Source organism: Usitatibacter palustris, assembly GCF_013003985.1.
Classification (GTDB): Bacteria; Pseudomonadota; Gammaproteobacteria; order Burkholderiales; family Usitatibacteraceae; genus Usitatibacter; species Usitatibacter palustris.
Map to the genome: position 1 here is coordinate 2062541 of NZ_CP053073.1, position 22191 is coordinate 2084731.

At 66.3% G+C, this 22191-nt stretch carries 25 protein-coding genes; 3 read left to right on the forward strand and 22 right to left on the reverse strand.

Annotated elements, in window-relative coordinates:
• Positions 1-52: 52 nt before the first annotated feature.
• The 4 genes from DSM104440_RS10175 to DSM104440_RS10190 all read right to left on the reverse strand — a co-directional run bounded on the left by DSM104440_RS10175 (position 53) and on the right by DSM104440_RS10190 (position 2556).
• Complete coding sequence (locus tag DSM104440_RS10175) at positions 53-427, reverse strand: SWIB/MDM2 domain-containing protein (RefSeq protein WP_171162255.1); 375 nt, start codon at positions 425-427, stop codon at positions 53-55.
• Positions 428-589: 162 nt separating this feature from the next.
• Entirely contained in the window at positions 590-1369 is a 780-nt protein-coding gene (locus DSM104440_RS10180) for a tetratricopeptide repeat protein (RefSeq protein ID WP_171162257.1), read from the reverse strand.
• Between the two features lie 14 nt (positions 1370-1383).
• Entirely contained in the window at positions 1384-2019 is a 636-nt protein-coding gene (locus tag DSM104440_RS10185; protein ID WP_212758022.1) for a TetR/AcrR family transcriptional regulator, read from the reverse strand.
• Between the two features lie 159 nt (positions 2020-2178).
• Positions 2179-2556 (reverse strand): phasin family protein, encoded by a 378-nt coding sequence (locus DSM104440_RS10190; RefSeq protein ID WP_171162261.1) that lies wholly within the window; start codon positions 2554-2556, stop codon positions 2179-2181.
• A 165-nt stretch (positions 2557-2721) separates the two neighbouring features.
• Between DSM104440_RS10190 and DSM104440_RS10195 the strand changes: the two genes are divergently transcribed.
• Positions 2722-4716 (forward strand): SDR family oxidoreductase, encoded by a 1995-nt coding sequence (locus DSM104440_RS10195; protein ID WP_171162263.1) that lies wholly within the window; start codon positions 2722-2724, stop codon positions 4714-4716.
• A 39-nt stretch (positions 4717-4755) separates the two neighbouring features.
• Positions 4756-5226 carry a peroxiredoxin gene (locus DSM104440_RS10200; protein ID WP_171162265.1) on the forward strand — a complete coding sequence of 157 codons (471 nt, stop codon included), beginning with the start codon at positions 4756-4758 and terminating at the stop codon, positions 5224-5226.
• On the opposite strand, the gene DSM104440_RS10205 is transcribed toward DSM104440_RS10200, so the two are convergent.
• Entirely contained in the window at positions 5223-6152 is a 930-nt protein-coding gene (locus DSM104440_RS10205) for an esterase/lipase family protein (protein WP_171162267.1), read from the reverse strand. The two genes, DSM104440_RS10200 and DSM104440_RS10205, sit on opposite strands and share 4 nt — an antisense overlap.
• A 92-nt stretch (positions 6153-6244) precedes the next feature.
• Between DSM104440_RS10205 and DSM104440_RS10210 the strand changes: the two genes are divergently transcribed.
• Entirely contained in the window at positions 6245-8266 is a 2022-nt protein-coding gene (locus DSM104440_RS10210) for a spermidine synthase (protein ID WP_171162269.1), read from the forward strand.
• 3 nt (positions 8267-8269) lie between these two features.
• On the opposite strand, the gene DSM104440_RS10215 is transcribed toward DSM104440_RS10210, so the two are convergent.
• The 17 genes from DSM104440_RS10215 to DSM104440_RS10295 all read right to left on the reverse strand — a co-directional run bounded on the left by DSM104440_RS10215 (position 8270) and on the right by DSM104440_RS10295 (position 22182).
• Complete coding sequence (locus tag DSM104440_RS10215) at positions 8270-9208, reverse strand: hydroxyacid dehydrogenase (protein ID WP_171162271.1); 939 nt, start codon at positions 9206-9208, stop codon at positions 8270-8272.
• A gap of 9 nt (positions 9209-9217) precedes the next feature.
• A complete protein-coding gene (gene rlmM / locus DSM104440_RS10220) occupies positions 9218-10288 on the reverse strand; it encodes a 23S rRNA (cytidine(2498)-2'-O)-methyltransferase RlmM (protein WP_171162273.1) in 1071 nt (356 codons plus the stop codon).
• A gap of 9 nt (positions 10289-10297) precedes the next feature.
• A complete protein-coding gene (locus DSM104440_RS10225; protein WP_171162275.1) occupies positions 10298-11071 on the reverse strand; it encodes a TatD family hydrolase in 774 nt (257 codons plus the stop codon).
• Between the two features lie 32 nt (positions 11072-11103).
• Positions 11104-12309, reverse strand: coding sequence for a class I SAM-dependent methyltransferase (locus tag DSM104440_RS10230; protein ID WP_212758023.1), 1206 nt, complete (start codon positions 12307-12309; stop codon positions 11104-11106).
• A gap of 62 nt (positions 12310-12371) precedes the next feature.
• Complete coding sequence (locus tag DSM104440_RS10235; RefSeq protein WP_171162276.1) at positions 12372-12740, reverse strand: PilZ domain-containing protein; 369 nt, start codon at positions 12738-12740, stop codon at positions 12372-12374.
• Positions 12737-13753: a DNA polymerase III subunit delta' gene (gene holB / locus DSM104440_RS10240; RefSeq protein WP_171162278.1), complete on the reverse strand. Its 1017-nt coding sequence runs from the start codon at positions 13751-13753 to the stop codon at positions 12737-12739. The genes DSM104440_RS10235 and holB overlap by 4 nt, the downstream gene beginning before the upstream one ends.
• A complete protein-coding gene (gene tmk / locus DSM104440_RS10245) occupies positions 13750-14364 on the reverse strand; it encodes a dTMP kinase (protein WP_171162280.1) in 615 nt (204 codons plus the stop codon). The genes holB and tmk overlap by 4 nt, the downstream gene beginning before the upstream one ends.
• 6 nt (positions 14365-14370) lie before the next feature.
• The gene (gene mltG / locus DSM104440_RS10250) at positions 14371-15372 is read right to left on the reverse strand and encodes an endolytic transglycosylase MltG (protein WP_171162282.1); all 1002 of its coding nucleotides are present in this window, start codon (positions 15370-15372) and stop codon (positions 14371-14373) included.
• Positions 15350-16174, reverse strand: coding sequence for an aminodeoxychorismate lyase (pabC, locus tag DSM104440_RS10255; protein WP_171162285.1), 825 nt, complete (start codon positions 16172-16174; stop codon positions 15350-15352). Before pabC ends, mltG begins: the two co-directional genes overlap by 23 nt.
• 16 nt (positions 16175-16190) lie before the next feature.
• Entirely contained in the window at positions 16191-17426 is a 1236-nt protein-coding gene (gene fabF / locus DSM104440_RS10260; RefSeq protein WP_171162287.1) for a beta-ketoacyl-ACP synthase II, read from the reverse strand.
• 39 nt (positions 17427-17465) lie between these two features.
• Positions 17466-17705, reverse strand: a complete 240-nt coding sequence (gene acpP / locus DSM104440_RS10265; RefSeq protein ID WP_171162289.1) for an acyl carrier protein — start codon at positions 17703-17705, stop codon at positions 17466-17468.
• A gap of 55 nt (positions 17706-17760) precedes the next feature.
• Positions 17761-18501 carry a 3-oxoacyl-ACP reductase FabG gene (fabG, locus tag DSM104440_RS10270; protein ID WP_425509634.1) on the reverse strand — a complete coding sequence of 247 codons (741 nt, stop codon included), beginning with the start codon at positions 18499-18501 and terminating at the stop codon, positions 17761-17763.
• A gap of 5 nt (positions 18502-18506) precedes the next feature.
• Positions 18507-19433: an ACP S-malonyltransferase gene (gene fabD, locus DSM104440_RS10275; protein WP_171162293.1), complete on the reverse strand. Its 927-nt coding sequence runs from the start codon at positions 19431-19433 to the stop codon at positions 18507-18509.
• Between the two features lie 7 nt (positions 19434-19440).
• The gene (locus DSM104440_RS10280; protein ID WP_171162296.1) at positions 19441-20400 is read right to left on the reverse strand and encodes a beta-ketoacyl-ACP synthase III; all 960 of its coding nucleotides are present in this window, start codon (positions 20398-20400) and stop codon (positions 19441-19443) included.
• A complete protein-coding gene (plsX, locus tag DSM104440_RS10285; RefSeq protein WP_171162298.1) occupies positions 20397-21458 on the reverse strand; it encodes a phosphate acyltransferase PlsX in 1062 nt (353 codons plus the stop codon). Before plsX ends, DSM104440_RS10280 begins: the two co-directional genes overlap by 4 nt.
• A gap of 27 nt (positions 21459-21485) precedes the next feature.
• A complete protein-coding gene (gene rpmF, locus DSM104440_RS10290) occupies positions 21486-21662 on the reverse strand; it encodes a 50S ribosomal protein L32 (RefSeq protein WP_171162300.1) in 177 nt (58 codons plus the stop codon).
• Between the two features lie 16 nt (positions 21663-21678).
• Positions 21679-22182, reverse strand: coding sequence for a YceD family protein (locus DSM104440_RS10295; RefSeq protein ID WP_171162302.1), 504 nt, complete (start codon positions 22180-22182; stop codon positions 21679-21681).
• Between the last annotated feature and the right edge of the window lie 9 nt (positions 22183-22191).

Genomic DNA, 22191 nt, shown 5'->3' on the forward strand with positions numbered 1-22191 from the left:
GACCGGCCCGTTCCCGTAGCGGTGTTCACCGGGAATCCCCGGCGCGCAGGCTTTACTTGAGGTGCTTGGACACCAGCTTGGTCATCTCGAACATCGAGACCTGCTTCTTGCCCCCGAAGACTTCGCGCAGCTTGTCGTCGGCATTGATCATGCGGCGGTTGGTCTTGTCCTGAAGGTTGTTCTTCTTGATGTATGCCCAGAGCTTGCTGGTCACTTCGGTGCGCGGCATCGCGCCCGAACCGATCACGGCGGCGAGCGTCGCGCTCGTCGACATCGGCTTCATGAAAGCGGCATTCGGCTTGCGCTTCTTCGCCGGGGCCTTCTTCGCCGCGGGCTTCTTGGCGACGGCTTTCTTCACCGGCTTCTTTGCCGCGGGCTTCTTCGCCGCGGGCTTCTTCGCGGGCTTCTTGGCTTTCTTAGCTGCCATTGATGAATCCTCCAATCAGATAGTGATGTTGAGTTCAGCTCAATCTCGCCTCTCCAGGCGTGACGGTGAGAGGATGCACAAGGCCAAAACATCTTGTCAATGGTTTTCCCTCGGAAAACACCCTTTTCTCCCTCTGAGCGTGTCGAAGGCGCAACAGCGTTTTCACTCTAGTTCCGCCTTCGCCATCTCGATGTCGAGCTTTTCCATGGCATCGCGCGCGCGCATTGCCGCCGCCTTCTCGTAGAAGCGCCCTGATTCTTCAAGCATCTTCTTGCCGTGCATCATCACCAGGCCGTTGGCATATTCGATGCAGGCGATGGGCGAGGCCGGCGCGAGCTTCAGCGCCTTCTTGTAGTGCTCCTCGCCCGCGTCCTTCTTCGCGCCGTAGGTGAGGCCGCCGACCATCGCGCCCACCTTGTCGAGGATCTCCGCGTGCCAGGCGCCCATGGCGATGTGCGCCTCCGCGTGCTTGGGCGCGAGCTTCAGCGCCGTCTCGAGCGCGGCGCGGATCTTGCCGCCGTAGCCCTGGGCGAGCGCCTTCGCCACCGAGATGCGCTGGCTGTAGCGCCCCGCGGCGTAGGCGTAGAGGTAGTGCGCATTGGCGCTCTTGGGGATTTCCTTCGCGAGCTGCTCGGCCCGTGACATGACGTCCTGGAAGAGCGAGACCTTCGCCGCATCCTTCGGCTCGACGCCATTCGCGTAGATCGCCTGGGCCTTGAGCGCCGCGATCGCCGCGGCCCCGCCCGCGTCCAGGCCGACCTCGACCGCCTCGGCGAACCTGCCCTGGTGGTAGAGGCGCCACGCCTCCTGCGCCTCCTTCTCCTTCGGGAAAGGCTCCGCGTCCCCTTGGTGCAGCGCGTCCCAGTTCTTCTTCAGGGCATCGCCCGCATAGACGAAATCCTTCGACGGGTGCGGGAACGCGGTCCATTTGGGCTTCGCCATGGTTTCTCTCTCCTCTAGTCGATGTAGTTCTTGCTGAGGTGGTCGAGGTGCTCGCGCGCCTCGCCCTGCAGGTACGGTGCGACGAGTGCCATCACCTGGTAGGCGCCCAGGCCCAGGTCCTCCACGCCGGCCGCCTCCCGCCTGCCGCGCACCGCCTGGAAGTTGAGCCAGTACGTCGCGACGACGAGGACGTTGCGGGCGAGCGCGCGAATTTCCTCGGGCTGCGCGCGCATGGCGCGCACCCGGACGAGCTCCTCGCACAGGGCGATCACCGACTCCTGCTTGCGGTCGATGATGCGATTGAAGGGCTCGCGCAAGCGCCGGTTGCGCGCGAGCAGGTCATCGAGGTTGCGGTACAGGAAACGGAATTCCCAGATGCCTTCGAGCATCAGGTGCAGGTAGAGCCACAGGTCTTCCATGGCCGCCGCGCCGCCGCCCGAGACCCGCGGCTCGACGGCGATCCGCGCCTCGAAGAGCGCGAAAAGCTCCTCGATGATCTGGTCCTTGTTGCGGAAGTGGTAGTACAGATTGCCCGGGCTCATGTCGAGCGCCTCGGCGATCACGCCGGTGGTGACGTGGGTTTCACCGCGCTCGTTGAAGAGGCGCAGGCTTTCGGCAAGCACGCGGTTGCGGGTGCGCTGCGTGCGCACCGCGTTTCCGTCGAGGGTGCCGCGAACCGGGCGAGAACTATTCGAACTGGAACGCTTCTGGGCCATCGCCGGCATGGTAGCGCAGGCCCGGAAAGGAAACGGCCCGGCGCCCGCGGGGAGGCGGTGCCGGGCCGTGATGATGCGGCTACTGCTGGAGCGTTACGCCGAGGCGCGGGCGCGCGAGCGGCGCAGCGTGTTCACGCTCGCCTGGAGCTGCGTGACCTGGCGCGAGAGGGCGCGAACGTCCTTCGCCGTGGGCACGCCCAGCTTGGCGATGGCGCGCGAGACGCGCTGCTCGAACATCTTCTCGAGCTGGTTCACGGCGTCGACGGTGCGGGTCTTCGCCTCTTCGACGCTGGCGGTCGCGGCGTTCTTCGCCTTGTTGGCGCGCGCGATGGCGAGCTTGCGAACCGAGGTCGCGGCGACCATGCCGGCGTCGATGGCCTTGCGGGCCGAGGACTTGGCGATCGCGATCGCCTGGGTGGCGTTCATCGTCTTGATCGGGGCTTTGCGGGTGGTGCGGGTCTTGCGGGCCATGATGTCGTCCTTGTGTCGTGGGTATGGGTTCTTCGATGACTAGCAGGTTACGCAGAACGTTTAGAGCAAACACCCTATTCGTCGCCCCGCCCCGACAGCTCCGGCGGGCACCCTGCCGCCGTGTATGATTTCCCGCAAAACAGGCGTCACCTCCGAGGAGAATCCATGACCTATTTCGTGACCGGTGGAACCGGCTTCATCGGCCGTTTCCTCATCGACAAGCTCGTCAAGCGAGGAGGCACGATCCACGTGCTCGTGCGCAAGAGCTCGGTCAAGAAGCTCGACGAGCTGCGCGCCCGCTGGGGCGCCGACGAGAAGCGGATCGTCGCCGTCGTGGGCGATCTATCGAAGCCCAACCTGGGCGTGTCTCCCGCGGACCTCTCGAAGCTCAAGGGCAAGGTGAAGCACGTCTTCCACCTCGCCGCGATCTACGACCTCGCCGCCGATGCGGAGAGCCAGGAGAAGTCCAACATCGACGGCACGCGCCACGCGGTGCAGTTCGCCGAGGCCGTCGCCGCCGGCTGCTTCCACCACGTGAGCTCGATCGCCGCGGCCGGCCTCTACGACGGCACGTTCCGCGAGGACATGTTCGAGGAGGCCGAGGAGCTCGACCATCCCTACTTCCGCACCAAGCACGACTCCGAGGGCGTCGTGCGCAAGGAGTGCAGCCGCCCCTGGCGCGTCTATCGCCCCGCGATCGTCGTGGGCCACTCGAAGACCGGCGAGATCGACAAGATCGACGGGCCGTACTACTTCTTCAAGCTGATCCAGAAGATGAGGAATGCCCTGCCCCCGTGGATGCCGACCGTGGGCATCGAGGGCGGGCGCATCAACATCGTCCCCGTGGATTTCGTCGTCGACGCGCTCGACCACATCGCGCACAAGAAGGGACTCGACGGCGAATGCTTCCACCTCACCGATCCGGAACCGTGGCGCATCGGCGAGATCCTCAACATGTTCGCGAAGGCCGCGCACGCGCCGCAGATGACGATGCGCCTGAACGCGAAGATGTTCAGCTTCATCCCCTCCTTCGTCGTGGATTCGGTGATGTCGCTCGCCCCGGTGCGGCGCATCCAGAAGCAGGTGCTCTCGGACCTGGGCATCCCGAAGGACATGTTCACGTTCGTGAACTACCCGACTCGCTTCGACAGCCGCGAGACGCAGAAGGCGCTCAAGGGCACGGGCATCGAGGTGCCGCGCCTCGAGGATTACGCCTGGCGCCTCTGGGACTACTGGGAACGCCATCTCGATCCCGACCTCTTCATCGACCGCTCGCTCGACGGCAAGGTGCGCGGCAAGGTCGTGGTCGTGACGGGCGGCACCTCGGGCATCGGCGAGGCCACGGCGTACAAGCTTGCGGAAGCGGGCGCGAAGATGGTGCTCGTCGCGCGCGACCCGGAAAAAGCCGCGCCCGTCATGGAGCGCATCAAGGCCGCGGGCGGTGACGCCACGTTCGTTTCCTGCGACCTCTCGAGCCTCGACGATTGCGACAAGCTCGTGGTCCAGGTCCTGAAGAAGTTCGGTCGCTGCGACTTCCTCGTGAACAACGCGGGCCGTTCGATTCGCCGCGGGATCGCCTCGAGCTACGACCGCTTCCACGACTTCGAGCGCACGATGCAGCTCAACTACTTCGGGAGCCTGCGCCTGATCATGGGCTTCATGCCCTCGATGGTCGCGCAGAACGGCGGCCACATCATCAACATCTCCTCGATCGGCGTGCTCACGCGGGCGCCGCGCTTCTCGGCCTACGTCGCCTCCAAGGCCGCGCTCGATGCGTTCTCCGACTGCGCCGCGAGCGAGTTCATCGACAACAACGTGCACTTCACGACGATCAACATGCCCCTCGTGAAGACGCCGATGATTGCCCCGACCAAGCTCTACAACCACGTGCCGACGCTCACGCCGGAACAGGCGGCCGACCTCGTGGTCGAGGCCATCGTCTACCGCCCGGTGCGGATCGCCACGCGCCTGGGGATCTTCGGCGAGATCCTGCACGCCGTCGCGCCGAAGGCCACCCAGATCATCCTCAACACCGCCTTCCGGATGTTCCCGGATTCGGGCGCAGCGCAGGGAAAGAAGAAGGACGGCGAACACAAGGAGGTCGAGCTCACGCCCGAGCAGATGGCCTTCGCGCAGATCACCCAGGGCATTCACTGGTAAATTTTCGAGAGAATCTTTTCTACGAGCGAATTCACGCAAATGGCCACGACACTCAAGCCCGGCGACGCGGCGCCCGACTTCTCCGCGAAGACCACCGACGGCACGCCCGTGTCGCTCCAGGACTACCGCGGCAAGAAGCTGGTGATGTACTTCTACCCGATGGACGACACGCCCGGCTGCACCAAGCAGGCGTGCTCGCTTCGGGACCACAACCAGGAGCTCGCCGCCAAGGGCGCGGCGGTGCTGGGCGTGTCCACGCAGGACGAGGCTTCCCACGAGAAATTCACGCGCAAGTACAAGCTGAACTTCCCGCTGCTCGCCGACACCGACGGGGCCGTGGGCCGCGCCTATGGAACGATCGGCGGCGCCGGGCTCATGGCCAAGCTGAAGAGTGCCGCGGGCATGGCCGACCGCGTGACGTTCGTGATCGACGAGAAGGGCCGCATCGCGCACGTGATCGACAAGCCCAACGTCGCGAACCACGCCGAGGAAGTGCTGGCGCTTCTCTAGCGCGCGCTGACGCCCGCCTCGCGCAGCTCCTCGAGCAGCACCCGGTGCACGCGCGCCGAGAGCAGGATGTCCACGTGGCCCAGGCCCGTGACCGCGATGTTCTTCGCCCAGGGCAGCCGGCTCGTCTCCTGGGGCGTGACCAGATTGTCGTGCACCGAGTAGATCGAGGTCGCGACCACGCCGGGCCCGCCCTCGCCTTCACGGTGCCTGAGGGACTCCAGGAACGTACTCGCGCGCCGCATCTGCCGGGCGTTGGCGCCGATGCCGAAATGCGCGAGCGCGGTGCCGTGATGCGGGCTCGCGATGGTGATGAGCTTGCCCACGCGCTCGCAGCCGTGACGCGCCATCCAGGCCCGCGCGATCAGCCCGCCCATGCTGTGGCAGACGAGCACGAGCCGCGGCGCCCCGGTGCTCTCCAGGGCTTTGCGCACTTCTTCCTCGAGCTGCTCGGCGAGAGCCTCGATGGGCGCGAACGGCTTGTGGAAGTTGAAGGTGAGGATGGGACTCGCACCCTCGGCCTCCAATGCATGGACGATGGCGCGATGGATGCCGCGGTTCGAGAAATAGCCGTGGACGAGCAGCACGGGCACGCCCTCGCCCGGCGGATGCGGGTCGGGCCGCAGTGCGAAACCCTCGAACGGCAGGTAGAGGAAATTGTCGGCCAGCATCGCGAGCCATTCGCCGAGCACGTAGCGCACGGTTCCCGCGAGATCGAGCTCGTCGTCGTGGTCGCGCGGCGTGCGCGTGAACCAGCCGATCGTCGTCGTGAGGCAGACGATGGCAAGGCGGATCAAGAGCGCGAAGCTCGCGGCCGCGACAGCCACACCCAGCCAGCTCCATCCGCGGGCCGCCACGAGCCAATGGCCCACGGCTGCGTACAGGATCACTTCAACGAGAAGCTGGAGACGGACAATCCAGGCGAGCATGGCGGAAAGCGCAGAAGGACTCGAAGTATAGCGGCGACCTGCTAATATTCCGCCGGCCTTCCCGCCGCCTTTTTCCCAGCGAAACCGACTGCATGCCGCTGTACGCCGCGACGATTTTCCTGAGCGCTTTCCTGCTCTTCCTGGTCCAGCCGATCCTCGCGAAGCAGATCCTGCCGTGGTATGGCGGGACCGCCGTCGTCTGGACCACCTGCATGGTGTTCTTCCAGCTGGTGCTGCTGCTGGGCTATTCCTATGCGCACTGGATCACCACGCGAATCAAGTCGCCCCGGCAGAACCAGCTGCACATCGTCCTGCTCGTGGCGAGCCTCGTGTTCCTGCCGATCGTCCCGGACGTGGCGTGGAAGCCCGGCGGCGAGGACAACCCCGTCGTGCGCATCCTGATGCTCCTGTTCACGACGATCGGGTTGCCCTACTTCCTGCTCTCCTCGACCAGCCCGCTGTTGCAGGCGTGGTTCGCGCGAGGACATCCGGGTGCGAGCCCCTATCGCCTGTTCGCGCTCTCGAACTTCGCGTCGATGCTGGCGCTGCTCGGCTACCCGCTGCTCTTCGAACCGGCCTTCGAGCTTCCCGGCCAATCCACGTACTGGTCCGTCGGCTATGCGGCCTTCGTCGTCGTCTGCGGGGTGCTCGCGTGGCGCAGCCGCACGCTGCCGCCGCTCACGGTGGAAGGCGGCCAGGTTGCCGCCACTGCCGAAGAAGTGCGCCCGGGCGCGAAGCAGATCGCGCTGTGGCTCACCCTTTCCGCCGTCGGGTCGGTCACGCTGCTCGCGGTCTCGAACCACCTCACGCAGAACGTCTCGTCGATCCCGCTGCTGTGGGTCGTGCCGCTCGCGATCTACCTCCTCACGTTCATCCTGTGCTTCGAGGGACGGGTCTGGTACAAGCGCGACGTCTACCTGGGATTCCTGGTGTGGATCGTCTGCGTCATGGGCTGGTTCCTCGCCGACAAGAGCCTGCAGTTCGAGCTGCTGTGGCAGATCGGTGTGTTCACCGCGGGGCTCTTCTTCATCTGCATGTTCTGCCATGGCGAGCTCGCGATGCGCCGCCCGGGTCCGCGCCATCTCACGCTGTTCTACCTCATCGTGTCGCTCGGCGGCGTCGTCGGCGGCGTGCTCGTGGGCATCGTCGCGCCCGTGACGCTGCCCGGCTACCTCGAGCTGGAGATCACGCTGGTCGTGGTCGCGCACATCGCGCTCGCGCTCAACCTCACGCGCCCGTACCCGATCATCGGGATGTTCGCGGCCGCCGCCATCTTCACGATGGGCGCGCTCGTCTACCGCGTGCACCACTTCATGCAGGACACGATCCACATCGAGCGCAACTACTACGGCGTGATGCGCGTGAAGGAAACGCTGGCGCGCGACGACGACCCGGAGACGAAATACCGCTCACTCGTGCACGGCGCGATTCTCCACGGCGAACAGTGGCTCGCGGACAAGTACAAGCGTGCCGCGACGACCTACTACAAGCCCGACTCGGGCGTGGGCAAGGCGATCCTCGCGCTCGAGGGCAAGCCCATCAAGGTCGGCGTCATCGGCCTGGGAACGGGCACGCTCGCCGCCTATGGCGATGCCGACGACGTCTACCGTTTCTACGACATCAACCCGGCCGTCGAGCGCATCGCGCGGACCTACTTCACTTACCTCTCGGACACGCCGGCGAAGGTAGAGGTCGTGCTGGGGGATGCGCGCCTGCAGCTCGAACGCGAGGCGCCGCAGAATTTCGACGTGCTCGCAGTGGACGCCTTCTCGGGCGACTCGATCCCGGTGCACCTCATCACCTACGAGGCCGTGGGCGCGTTCCTGCGCCACATGAAGCCCGACGGGGTGATCGCCTATCACGTGTCGAACCGCTTCCTGGATCTCAAGCCGGTGCTGCTCGCCATCGCCGAGAAGCATGGCATCGAGTACGCGTTCATCGACCAGCGCGACAAGGATGGCGGGACGACGAGTGATTGGATCCTGCTCACGCACAACAAGGCGCTGCTCGCGAAGCCCGCGATGGTCGAAAGCACCGAGCCCGTGGTGCCGCGCCCCGACATGCGCCTGTGGACGGACTCCTATAGCAACCTGATCAAGGTCTTCCGCGACTAGAGGCTAGCGCGCGAGCGCGGCGGCAACGCGGTCGGCCACCAGGGCACTCACGCGTTCGTTGGCTTCCTGCGTGACGCCGGCGATGTGCGGCGTGAGGATGAGGTTGGGAACATCGACGAGCGAGTTGCCCGCCTTGAGCGGCTCATCGTCGAAGACATCGATCGCGGCACCCCCCAGGCGCCCTTCGTGCAGCGCCTTCGCGAGCGCGAGCTCGTCGACAATGCCGCCGCGCGCCGTGTTCACCAGCATCGCTCCGCGCTTCATCAGTTCCAGCCGCCCGGCATTGAGAAGGCCGCGGGTCTGCGGCGTGAGAGGAACGTGCAGCGAAACAACATCGCTCTCGGCGAGCAAGGCGTCGAGCGAAACCGGCTTCGTGCCATTCTCACGCCAGAGCGCCGCGGACGGATCCACCGCGTTGTCGCACGCGATGACCCGCATGCCCAGGGCGTTCGCCTTGCGCGCCGTGATCTGGCCGATGCCGCCGAATCCCACGAGGCCCAGGACCTTTCCACTCAGCTCGCGGCCCTGCGCAAGCATCTGCCGCGGCCAGCGGCCGGCGGCCACGGCGGCGGTGGAGCGATAGGCCGCACCGCGCAGCATCATCATGGCGGTGGCGATCACGTACTCGGCGACCGACTCCGCATTGGCGCCGGTGGCGGGAATCACCGTGATGGCGCGCGCCTCGCACGCCTCGACATCGATGTTGTCGAGACCGACCCCGAGGCGACCCACGACACGAAGCCTGCGAGCCGCAGCGAGCGTCGCGCCCGAGACCTGCGTGCGGTTGCGGACGATCCACGCATCGACGTCGGCGACGGCATTGGCGAGCGCCGCGGCGTCATCGACAAGGGCGGGACGATAGTCGACGTCGAAGCGCGCGCGCAGCCGCTCGACGGCCGGCGTGTCCATGGATTCGCTGATGACGATGCGGGCTGGGCTCATGGTTCCTGTTTACCGGCTTCGGCGCGCGACGGCAAGGTGGGCCGTGACCTCTTCGCGGTCGTGATAGAGCTGCTTCATGCGCAATTCATGCGGCTGCGTGCCCAGCGCTTCGGCGACGATCGACTGCGCGCGCTCCACCTCTTCCCAACGGCGCTTCATCGGCAGCTTCAGGTTGAAGATGCTCGCGCGGCACCAGCCCTCGGCGATCCACTGCGCCGCGAGTGTCGCGACGCGCGAGGGCTGCTCGACCATGTCGCAGACCATCCAGTCCACCGGCTCCTCGGGTCGATAGCGAAAGCCGTCGGTGCGCCGGTGCTTCACCTGGCCCGTGGCGAGCACGGCCTCGTCGATCGGGCCGTTGTCCACGGCAATGACCGTGAGCCCGCGGCTCGCGAGCTGCCAGCTCCAGCCGCCGGGTGATGCGCCCAGGTCGATGGCCGTCATGCCGGGCACGAAGGCCTTCTTCGCTTCCGTTTCGCCGAGGAATACATGGATCGCCTCGGCGAGCTTCAGCGTCGAGCGCGACGGTGCGCCGCGCGGCATGCGCAGCCGCGGAATTCCCTGCGGCCAGGGCGAGCTGTTGTCGCAGGCCGCAACACCGACATAGCACGCGGTGCTGCCGATGAAGAACACGTGAAGCCGGTCCTCGGCCTCGGGATCGTCCACGACCACTCCGGCCTTCGCCAATGCCTTGCCCAGATGCGGCGCGAGCGGCTTGGTGAGCGACGAGAGCGCCTTGCCATCGTTGGTGTCGGGCATCTCCAGGACGAGCTCGCGGAAACGCCGCCCCTGCCGCAGGGCCGCCGCGAGGATGGGGGCGACGCGATCACCCGTCGCCAGATCGCCGATCAGCTCCGCGTTGCGAATCGCCTGGCGCGCGAACACGAGCGCCGCGAAGTCGATGTGCTTGCCCAAGTCGCGGCCCATCTGCTCCTGGTGGGCCGTGAACACGGCGTAGCCGCTCTCGGGCTTCGCCTTCACGAAGCCCTCCGCTCCCATGATCGAGGCCGCCGACGTGATCTCCTGGGCGCATTCGCGCTCGAAGCCCGGACGGCAGTAGAGGAGAAGCGCGCCGGCCACCGGTCGCGCTCAGGCCGCGGCGTGGCGAAAGAGTGAGAAGAAATTGGCGGTCGTGCGCTGCGCCACTTCCTCGAACGAGACTCCCTTGAGCCGCGCGATCTCCTCGGCGACGTGCTTCACGAATCCCGGCTCGTTCGTCTTGCCGCGAAACGGCACGGGCGCGAGATACGGGGAGTCCGTCTCGACCAGCATGTTCGCGAGCGGGACAAGCTTCGCCACTTCCTTGAGGGCCGCGGCGTTCTTGAACGTGACGATTCCGGAGAAGGAGATGAGGAATCCCAAGTCGATCGCCGCCTGCGCAACCTCCCAGCTCTCCGTGAAGCAGTGCATCACGCCGCCCACCTCGGCGGCCCGTTCCTCGCGAAGGATGGCAACGGTGTCCGCGGCCGACTCGCGCGTGTGCACGACAAGAGGCTTTCCGGTCTCGCGCGCGGCGCGAATGTGTGCGCGAAAGCGTTCGCGCTGCCATTCGGTGTCGCCTTCGACTCGGAAATAGTCGAGCCCGGTCTCGCCGATCGCGACGACCTTCGGGTCATCGGCCAGTGCGACGAGCTCCGCGGTAGTTGCCTCGCGGCCGTCGCGCAGTTCATCCGGGTGCACGCCCGCCGAGCACCAGAGGTTTTCCTTCGACCTCGCGACCGCGAGCACCGCGGGAAACGTCTGGAGCGTCGTGCTGATGGTGAGCGCGTGCGAAACGCCGTTCGAGCGCATGCGTGAAAGCACGCCGTCGAGATCGGCCTTCAGCTCGGGGAAATCCAGGTGGCAGTGGGAATCGACCAGCATGGGGGACATTTTACCGTCCCGACGCACACTCCCTAGCGATATATCCACTCGCGCGTGAGCGGAAGCTCGGTCCGGCCCGGATTGACCTGCCGCGAGGCGAGGATCTGGTGGATCGAGGTCCAGCGCTGGTCGAACGCGTGGGCACATCCGGCGAGGTACAGGCGCCAGACGCGCGCCGTCTTCTCGCTCGAGGCCATGACGGCCTGCGAAAGTCGCCGCTCGAAGTTGGCGCTCCAGTGCCGGAGTGTCTTGGCGTAATGCGGGCGCAGGCACTCGACATCGTGCACCTCGAAATCCTGGTCGCTCATGTCGCGCACCACGCGGTGCAGGTGCGGTATCTCGCCCTGGGGGAACACGTAGCGGTCGATGAACTCCCCTGCGCCCATGCCCACGGCGACGCCATCCGAGCTCGACGAGGTGATGCCGTGGTTCATGAAGAGGCCGCGCTCGCGGAGCAGGCGCCGCACGGTCGCGAAATAGGTGGGCAGGTTCGCGATGCCGACGTGCTCGAACATCCCGACGCTGGCGATCTTGTCGTAGGGCGCGGGCGACTGGTGGTCGCGGTAGTCCTCGAGCAGCACGCGGCAGCGGTGCTGCAGCCCTTCCTCGCGGATCCGCCGCTGCGTCCATTCGAACTGCTGCTCGGAGAGCGTGATGCCGGTTGCGCGGGCGCCGTACTTCTTGGCCGCGTGGAGGATCAGGGCACCCCAGCCGCAGCCGATGTCGAGGAACTGCTCGTCGGCATCGAGCCTCAGCTTGCGGCAGATATGGTCGAGCTTGTTGAGCTGCGCCTGCTCGAGGGAATCGCTTTCCGTGCGGAAGTAGGCGCACGAATAGACCATGCGCGGATCGAGCCACAGCGCGTAGAAGCCGTTGGCAACGTCATAGTGGTGGCGGATGGCCGCGCTGTCCTCTTCGCGCGTATGCGAGCGGGGCGCAGCACCGTCGCGCACGAAGAGCGGGCCGCCCTCGTCTCTCGCAAGCGACTCCGCGGCGCGGATGGCGGCGTCCAGGTCGCCTTCGAGGTCGAGATCGCCATTAACGTAGGCTTCCGCGAGCGAAAGCAGCGTCGGGTGGCTGAGGGCCGTCAGGGCCTGCGGTCGCTTGACGCGGACCGTGGCGAGCGGCTCATCCGAAAGGGGAAACTCCCGTCCATCCCAGAGCACGACCCGCAGCGGCAGGCCGCCCTGGCCTCCCAGTCGCTCGAGCACCTGACCCACGCCAGCAGCAAGAAACACGGTTCCACCTCCGTCCTGTCGCCGTTAGGCAACGCGAAGTCGGCGGGAGTTTCGTCCTGAACCTAGATCGTGTGTGTAGGACGTGAGGACTGCAGCGCGCCAGCGAGGAGGCCTTCCACCTTCTTGCGGAAGTCGCGGCACTGCTCGCTGTCGACGAGCTGGATGCCGATGCCCTGGGGGCGGTTGCCGGCGGTGTGCGCGGGGTTGATCCACGCGACGTGCCCTTGCAGGGAAATCTTCGCGGGGTCGTCCAATAGCGACAGGAGGACGATCACTTCCTCGCCCAGGCGATGCTCGCGATTGCTCGGCAGGAAGATGCCGCCGCCGCGAAGCAATGGGATCCAGGCCGCGTAGAGCGCGGCCTTCGAGCGAATCACCAGGGAGAAGACCCCAGGTCGCGCGACGACGCTTTCGCTAACCGTGTCATTCATGGCCGGTTTCCTGAAGTGGCTCGATTGTAAGACATCAACAGGTGCTCGGCCATAAGGCGTGGATTCAGGGGGTGCGCGGCAAGGCGCCGGGCGGACTGCAATTCGCGATCGAGGTCGAAAAGCGCTTCGATGCTCGCCGACTTCGCCTTCGCTTTCGCGGCGGGCAGGAAGTCGACGTGGTGGCGAAGCTCGCCGGTCGCGCGCAGGCAAACGAGGTCGTGCACCCAGGTTTGCATCCAGAACACCGTGCGATCGAGCGCGGGCCGATCGATGCGCTCCGAGAAGCCCAGGGCGTCCGCCCCGCTCGGCCGCGCAAGCTCGCCGATCACGCGGCGGCGCAGCTCCACCTCCTCGGGCTGGGCGAGGTCACGCGCGAGCAACGGAGCACCCGCGGCGCACGCGAGCGCGACTTCGGGATCCGAGACGTCCTGCGCCTTGAGCCACGCCAGCGCTTCAGCGCGCGGCGGCGGCGCGAGTGCATAGGCGCGGCAACGGCTGCGAATCGTCGCAAGCACGCGGGCGGGCTGGTCGCTCACGAGGATGATCAGCGTGGACGGCGGCGGCTCCTCAAGGGTCTTCAGGAGCGCGTTGGCGGCCGAGGGCTGCATCGTCTCGGCCGGATGGATGAGCAACACGCGAAACCCGGCACGGTGGGTCGACAGCGAAATGAAGTCGGCGTTGGCGCGGATCTGGTCGACCTTGATCACCAGGCTCTTCTTCGCGTCCTTCGCGTCTTCCTTCTCCGCGCTCTCGGGCTCGTCCTCGAGCATCACCTCGGGCACCACTTCGCGGTAGTCGGGGTGGTTGCCCTGCGAGAGCCAGTGGCACGAGGAACAGGTCATGCAGGCCATGCCTTCGCGCGGCGTCTCGCACAGCACTGCGGCGGCGGCAGCACGCGCGAATTCCGCCTTGCCGATGCCCTTGCGTCCGTGGACGAGGAGCGCGTGCGGGATCCTTGCGCGATCGGCGAGGAGCCGCTGCAGCGATTCGCGATGCCAGGGCAGCGGCGTCATGCGAAGGCCCGCGAGAACGCGACAACCACGCGCTCGCGCACTTCCTCGAGCGTGCCGGCAGCATCGATCACGTGAATGCGCCCCGACGACGCGCGCGCCCGTTCCAGGTACGCCTCGCGCACGCGCTGCACGAAGGCCGCTTGCTCGCGCTCGAATTTGTCAGGCGCGCCATTGCGCGCGAGGCTGCGCTGCGCGGCCACGGCCGGGTCGAGATCGAAGAGAAAGGTGGCATCGGGCTGCAGGCCGGGATGCACGACGGTTTCGAGCGCCGCGAAGACTTCCTTCGGCAAGCCCCGTCCACCACATTGGTAGGCATAGCTCGCATCGCTGAAACGATCGGAAATCACCCAGCGGCCGGCAGCGAGTGCGGGTTCGATGACGCGCACGACGTGCTCGCGCCGCGCCGCGAACATCATGAGCGCTTCGGTGCGCGGATCCATCGCCACGTCGAGCACGATCTCGCGCAGCTTCTCGCCCAGCGGCGTTCCGCCCGGCTCGCGCGTCACGACTTCCTCGAAGCCGCCCTTGCGCACCATCAGGCCGAGTTGCGCGAGGTGGGAAGACTTCCCCGCCCCGTCGATGCCCTCCACCGTGATGAATTTTCCGCGCATGAGCCTCTATCGCTTCAGTTGGTATCTTACAACCGCGCGATTGTGTTCCTCGAGCGTGCGCGAGAACTGGTGGGTGCCGTCGCCCTTGCCCACGAAGTAGAGGAACTCCGTGCTTTCGGGTTGCGTCGCCGCGCGCAGCGAGGCCGCGCCCGGCATGGCGATCGGCGTGGGCGGCAGTCCGTCGCGCGTGTACGTATTCCAGGGCGTATCCGCGGTGAGGTCCTTCTTGCGGATGTTGCCGTCGAACGCTTCGCCCATGCCGTAGATCACGGTCGGGTCCGTCTGCAGGCGCATGGGCTTGCGAAGGCGGTTGACGAAGACCGAGGCCACCAGCGTGCGCTCGACGGCTGCACCGGTTTCCTTTTCGACGATCGAGGCGAGGATCAGCGCCTCATAGGGTGTGGCGAGCGGCAGGTCCGTATGGCGCGCATCCCACGCATCGGCGAGGCGCTTCTTCATCGCGGCATGCGCGCGCTTCAGGATCTCCACGTCGCTGCTTCCCGGCGCGAACTTGTACGTGTCCGGGAAGAACCAGCCCTCGGGCGATCCCTCGGCAAGACCTGCGGCCGCGGCAATCTCGGCGAGCGATTTGCCGGCGAGCGTCTGCTTGAGCTTGGGATGCTTTTTCAGTTGCGCGACCCACTGGCGGAACGTGGTGCCTTCCACGAACGCGATGTCGACCGAGGAGACGTCGCCACGGGCGAGCTTCTCGAGCAATTCCATCGGCGTCACGGGTCGATCGAGCTTGTACGTGCCCGCCTGGATGGAGGCGTCCTTGCCCAGCACGCGCCCGAGGATCCAGAACGTCTGGGCCTCGGGAAGCAGGCCCTCGTCGGAAAGCGTGCGCGCGACGGTGCGCAGGCTCGATCCCGACTTCACGGTGAACTCGAACGGCGTGCGCGGCAGGTCGAGCGACATGTTGGTGAACGCGACCATCCACGCGCCCGTGGCGACTGCTGCCGCGAGCAGGAGAAGCGCGAACGCGCTAAGCCGCTCGCGAATCGTCATCGGCTATCCGCTCGCGGAAGCGATCGGCAACGGGAAACCGGGTCCACTCGCGATCATCGAGCTTGCTCACCGGCCAGAGGCCCATGAGACTGTTGGTGAGGAATACCTCGTCGGCGCGCCCGAGCTCTTCGACGCCGATGTCGCGCACCTCGCAGCTCACGCCCGCATCACGGGCCAGATCGATGATTCGCTCGCGCTGCGCGCCCGCCACGCCGCAGCGCGAAAGCTCCGGGGTGGCCAGCGCTCCCGCGAGGACGATGAAGACATTGCTCATGGTCCCGCCGATTACGCATCCGGCTGCATCGCAAAGCAAGCCTTCGCGAATTCCCGGATCGTCCCACTCGCTGCGCGCGAACACGCTCTCGAGGCGGTTGAGGCTCTTCACGCCGGCCAGACGCGGCTGCTCGCCCAGCACCAGCTCGCACCAGCGCACGTGGACGCCCTCTCGCGCGAGCGCTTCGGGATAGTCGGGCAAGGGATGGGCGGCGACGACACGCGTCGGTGTCTCGCCACCCGCGATGGCATAGCCCCGGGGGCCGGCACCGCGCGTCACGGTGATCTTCACCACGGCTTCCTGGGGCGCGACGGCCGCGATCTCGCCCAGCAGGGCATGTTCGCCCGGCGGCGTGAGCGCAAGTGCCACGCAATCGTGGACGAGGCGGCGGTACTGGCGTTCCCAGTTGAGCGGACGGCCGGCCCGCACGAGCAGCGTGCGAAACACGCCGTCGCCAAAGGCGAGGCCGCGATCGTGGATCGACACCACCGGATCCGGCGAGCCGTTGACGAGGACGGCGGCCGTCATGCGCAGCGTCGCGAGGTCAGGACAGGCGCCGGAACGCGAGCGTGCCGTTCGTGCCGCCGAAGCCGAAGGAATTGGAGAGCGCGACGTCGATCTTCATGTCGCGGGCCGTGTTGGGCACGTAGTCGAGGTCGCAGGCCGGATCCGGCGTGACGATGTTGATCGTGGGCGGCGACTTCTGGTGGTGCACCGCGAGCGCCGTGATGACCGCCTCCAGCCCGCCGGCCGCACCCAGGAGGTGGCCGTGCATCGACTTGGTGGAGTTCACCGCGAACTTGTAGGCGTGGTCCCCGAACGCGGCCTTCAGTGCCGCGGTCTCGTTCGAATCGCCCAGCGGCGTGGAGGTGCCGTGCGCGTTCACGTACTGCACCTCGTCGGGATTCAGCCCGGCGTTGCGCAGTGCGGCGAGCATCGCGCGCCTCGGGCCATCCATGTTGGGCGCGGTGATGTGGTTCGCATCCGCGCTCATGCCCATGCCGGCGAGCTCGCAATAGATGCGCGCGCCGCGCTTCTTCGCGTATTCGTATTCCTCGAGGATCATGATCCCCGCGCCTTCGCCGAGCACGAAGCCATCGCGGTCCTTGTCGAACGGACGCGAGGCGGTCGTGGGGTCGTCGTTGCGCTCCGAGAGCGCCTTGCACGAGCAGAAACCGCCGACGCCGGACATGTTCACGCAGGCTTCGGCTCCGCCGGCGATCATGACGTCCGCATCGCCGTACTCGATCATGCGGCCGGCTTCGCCGATCGCATGCGAGCTCGTCGTGCACGCCGACACCATCGACACGTTCGGGCCCTTGGCGCCGAACTGGATGGAGATCATGCCGGCGACCATGTTGATGATCGACCCGGGCACGAAGAACGGAGAGATGCGCCGCGGCCCCTTGGCGATCATCTCGCGGATGTTGTCCTCGATCATCGGGAGTCCCCCGATGCCCGAGCCGACGTTCACGCCGACGCGTTCAGCATTTTCGGGCGTGATCGTGAATCCCGCATCCTCGAGCGCGAGCTTGGTGCCCGCGAGCCCGAAATGGATGAAGAGGTCGGAACGGCGTGTCTCCTTCGGAGGCATCCAGTCCGACGAATTGAAATCCTTCACCTCGGCGGCAATGCGCGTGGGCAACAACGACGCGTCGAAACGCGTGATGGGGCCCACGCCGCTCTTGCCGGCCAGCAGGTTCGGCCACGCGGTGGCAATGCCGATGCCCACGGGCGAAACCACGCCGAGGCCGGTAACGACGACTCTGCGCTTGCTCATTGGCTCACTGCGGGTATGGGGGCCCATGCCCCCGGGGGGTTACTGCTTGACGTGGTTCTTGACGTAGTCGATAGCCTGCTGGACGTTCGTGATCTTCTCGGCTTCCTCGTCGGGAATCTCGCAATCGAAAACTTCCTCGAGGCGCATGACCAGCTCCACGTTATCCAGGGAGTCGGCGCCCAGGTCTTCCACGAACGAGGATTCGTTCTTCACGTCAGCTTCGGCAACGCCCAGCTGCTCTGCGACGATCTTCTTGACGCGGGCTTCAAGGTTGTCCATCTACATCCTCCAGGTTCTTGATTCTGTGAGTGCAAAAAAGCGCGACATTCTACCATTAATCCATGTGCATCCCGCCGTTCACATGCAGCGTGGCGCCCGTAATGTAGCCTGCTTGTGGCGACGAAAGGAAAAGCACGGCCTGTGCCACGTCATCGACGCGGCCGAGTCGGCCGAGGGGAACGTTGGCGACGAGTTTCTTCACCTGTTCCTCTTCGAGCGCGCGGGTCATGTCGGTTTCAATGAATCCGGGCGCGACACAGTTGACCGTGATGTTGCGGCTGCCGATTTCACGCGCCAGCGACTTTGAAAATCCTACCAGGCCCGCCTTCGCGGCCGCGTAGTTGGCCTGGCCGGGGTTGCCGGTGTGGCCCACCACGCTCGTCACGTTGACGATGCGTCCGCTGCGCGCCTTCATCATGCCGCGCAGGACCGCGCGCGACAGCACGAAGGCGCTCTTCAGGTTGGTAGCCTGGATCTCGTCCCACTCTTCGTCCTTCATCCGCGCAAGAAGGTTGTCGCGCGTGACGCCGGCATTGTTCACCAGGATTCCCACGGGCCCGAATTCAGTGCCGATTTCGTCCACGAGCGCGGCACAGCGCGCACTGTCGCGGACGTCGAGCACCTTTCCGGCGCCCTTGCCGCCCAGCGCCTTGATCGCCGCGGTGATGCCTTCGGCACCCTTGTCCGACGTCGAGGTTCCGATCACCGTGGCACCGGCCTTCACGAGCGTGGCGAGGATCGCCTCACCGATGCCGCGACTGGCACCGGTCACGAGGGCCACTTGTCCGTTGAGCATGTTTGTCATCCCTGTCCGATGGCCGCGACCAGCGCGGCGGTATCCGTGACCGCGACGCATTCGGCGTCCGCGGCAATTCGTTTCGACAATCCCGTGAGCACCTTGCCCGGTCCGCACTCGACGATGCGAGTCACGCCCTGGGACGAGAACCATTGCACGGTTTCCACCCAGCGCACAGGACTGTAGATCTGCTCGACCAGCGCTTCGCGAATGGTTGCAGGGTCCGATGACGCTTTCACGTGGCGGTTCTGGATGACCGGCACCTTGGGCGCACGGACCTCGATGCCCGCGAGGCGCTCGCGCACGCGTTCTGCCGCGGGCTTCATCAGGCTGCAATGCGACGGCGCGCTCATCGGGAGCATCAGGGCGCGCTTCGCGCCGCGCTCCTTGGCGAGCACCATGCCGCGCTCGACCGCGGCGCGGTGGCCGGCAATCACGATCTGCTTCGGGTCGTTCAAATTCGCGGGCTCGAGCACTTCGCCCTGCGCGGCCGACGCACAGACCTCGCGCACGGCACCCTCTTCCAGGCCGAGGATCGCGGCGATGCCGCCAATGCCCTCGGGCACGGCTTCCTGCATCGATTGGGCGCGGAAGCGAACGAGCGGAACGGCGTCTTCGAAGCGCAGCGACTCGGAGGCCACCAACGCGGAATACTCGCCGAGGCTGTGGCCGGCGAAATACGTCGGCATCGGGCCGCCCTTCTCCCGCCACGCGCGCCAGCACGCCACGCCCGCCACCAGCATCAGCGGCTGCGTGTTCACGGTCTGGTTGAGCGCTTCGGCGGGCCCGTCGTTCGCCATCGCCCAGAGGTCGATGCCGAGGATCGAGGAGGCCTCGCGGAACGTCTGCTCGACGATGGGCAGGTCCGCGAACCCTTTCATCATGCCGAGCGATTGCGAGCCCTGGCCGGGGAAGACGATGGCGAGTGTCATGGCGATATCAGTAGCGAAGGAGCACCGAGCCCCAGGTGAAGCCGCCGCCCACGCCCTGCAGCAGGACGAGATGACCGGGCTTCACGCGTCCGTCGCGAACGGCGACGTCGAGGGCCAGCGGAATGGACGCGGCAGAGGTGTTGGCGTGCTGGTCGACGGTCACGATGCATTTCGCATTGTCGAGGCCGAGCTTCTTGCCGACGTGCGAAATGATGCGCACGTTGGCCTGGTGCGCGATGTAGGCGTCGAGATCGCCGAGCGTGAGTTTGTTGGCCGCGAGGATCGACCGCGCGGATTCTTCCAGAACGCGCACCGCGAGGCGGAAGACGGCGGTGCCGTCCATCTTGAGCGTGGGGTCCCCCAGCACCGAACCACGGTTCACCGTGCCCGGCGTATTGAGGATGGCGGCGTGGCGGCCATCGGCATGCAATTCGGAGGCGATGATGCCCTGCTTGTCGGAGGCCTCGAGCAACACGGCGCCCGCGCCATCGCCGAAGAGCACGCAGGTGCCGCGGTCCTTCCAGTCGAGGATGCGCGAGAAGACCTCGGCACCGACGACGAGCGCGCAGCGATGCGCGCCGGAACGAATGAAGAGATCGGCCGTGGCGAGCGCGTAGGTAAAGCCCGAGCAAACGGCCTGCACGTCGAATGCGGCGCCCCGCGTGACGCCGAGCTTCGCCTGCAGCAGGCAGGCACTCGACGGGAACACCATGTCAGGCGTGGAAGTCGCGACGATGATGAGGTCGACATCGGCGGCGCTGCGGCCGGCCATTTCGAGCGCGCGCCGGCACGCGTGCAGCGCGAGATCGCTGGTCGATTCATCCTCGGCCGCGATGTGCCGCTGGCGAATGCCCGTGCGCTCGACGATCCATTGGTCGCTGGTCTCGACGATCGACTCGAGATCGCGATTGGTCAGGACCTTCTCCGGAAGATGACCGCCGGTGCCCGTGATCCGCGAAAAAGTCACGCCGCAGCCTCTTCCCCGCCCGTGGCCGGCGCCGGCGCAGGCGCCGACAGGAGCCCGAGCTCGTTGAGGCGCGCAATCTCCACGCCGATGCGCTCGATGACGCCGTGGCTCACCTCGGAGGCGGCGCGGGTAAGCGCCGTACGGAAAGCCAGGCGATCGGCCGAGCCGTGGCTCTTCACGACGATGCCGCGCAATCCGAGCAGCGCCGCGCCGTTGTAGTAGCGGTGATCCACGCGGCGGCGGAAACGCTTGATGACGACATAGGACACCGCGGCGGCCAGGCGCGTGAAGATCGAGCGCGTGTATTCCTCCTTGAGGAAGTCGCCCAGCATCTTCGCGAGGCCCTCGGACGTCTTCAACGCGACGTTGCCGACGAAGCCATCGCAGACCACGACGTCGGTCGTGCCCTTGTAGATGTCGTTGCCTTCGATGTTGCCGTAGAAATTGAGGGGGCTCTTGCGCAGCAACTCGCCGGCGGCCTTCACGACTTCGTTGCCCTTGATCTCTTCCGAGCCGATGTTGAGCAGGCCGACCGTGGGCCGCGCCTTGCCTTCGACGGCCTCGACGAGGCACGCACCCATAATCGCGAACTGCAGGAGGTGCTCCGAAGTGCAATCGGCATTCGCGCCGAGGTCGAGCGCATACACCTGGCCCTTGCGGGTCGGCAGCACCGCGCAGATGGCGGGCCGGTCGATGCCGGGCAGTGTCTTGAGGACGAATTTGGCGGTGCCCATCAGCGCACCGGTGTTGCCCGCGCTCACGCAGGCCTGCGCGCGACCCGACTTCACGAGGTCGATCGCCACGCGCATCGAGGAATCCTTCTTCGTGCGGATGGCACTGCGCACGTCTTCGTCCATGCCGACCTGCTGCGACGCAGGCACGACCGTGAGGCGTGGGCCGGGGTTGTGGCGCGCGAGCTCTTTCGCCAGCACGTCGGGCAGGCCGACGAGCAGCAGCTCGGCTTCAGGGTGCTCCGCGAGGAAGTCGACGCTCGCGGGGATCGTGACCGCGGGGCCGTGATCCCCGCCCATCGCATCGACGGCGATGACGGTCCTCATTGCAACGGGTGCAATGATGTCCGGCGCTCAGTCCTTGGTCTTGATGACCTTCTTGCCGCGGTAGTGGCCCGAGGGCGACACGTGGTGCCGGAGGTGCGTCTCGCCCGTGGTGGGCTCGACGGCGAGCGGCGGGTTCACGAGGAAATCGTGGGCCCGGTGCATGCCGCGCTTCGACGGCGACTTCTTGTTCTGTTGGACAGCCATGGTTCTTCTCCTGTGTTCAGCGTTGATCCGGCTTCTTCACGGCGCGCAGCACCGCGAACGGCGATTCCTTTTTCGGCACGTCCTCCGCCTTGGCGGGGACGTCTTCGAGCCCGGGCTTTCGCGGCACCATCGGCAGGGCCAGGATCACCGCGTCTTCGACCAGGTCGCGGACGTCGATCGGACCGTCCACCACCACGAAATCCTCGTCTTCGCTCTCCATCTCGATCGGCGGCAGGCTGGATTCATCATCCACCAGCACCAGCCGGTCTTCGATCGCCACGTCGAACCGGAAAACCTCGAGCGTGGATTGGCACGTAAGCGGAGCGAAGCCCTTGATTATACACGACACTACCTTGCGTTGCTGCTTATCCAGGTAGGCCGAAACGGTGTAGTCGAACTCGCCCTCGGGGCCCGCAACCAGGTCGAGCACCCCATCCAGGTCGGCAGGCGTCAGCCGTCCGCTCAGCACCTTGGGTTTGGTGCTCAGCATGGTGGGGTCGATGATCCAATCGTCAGCCATGGCGCCGCA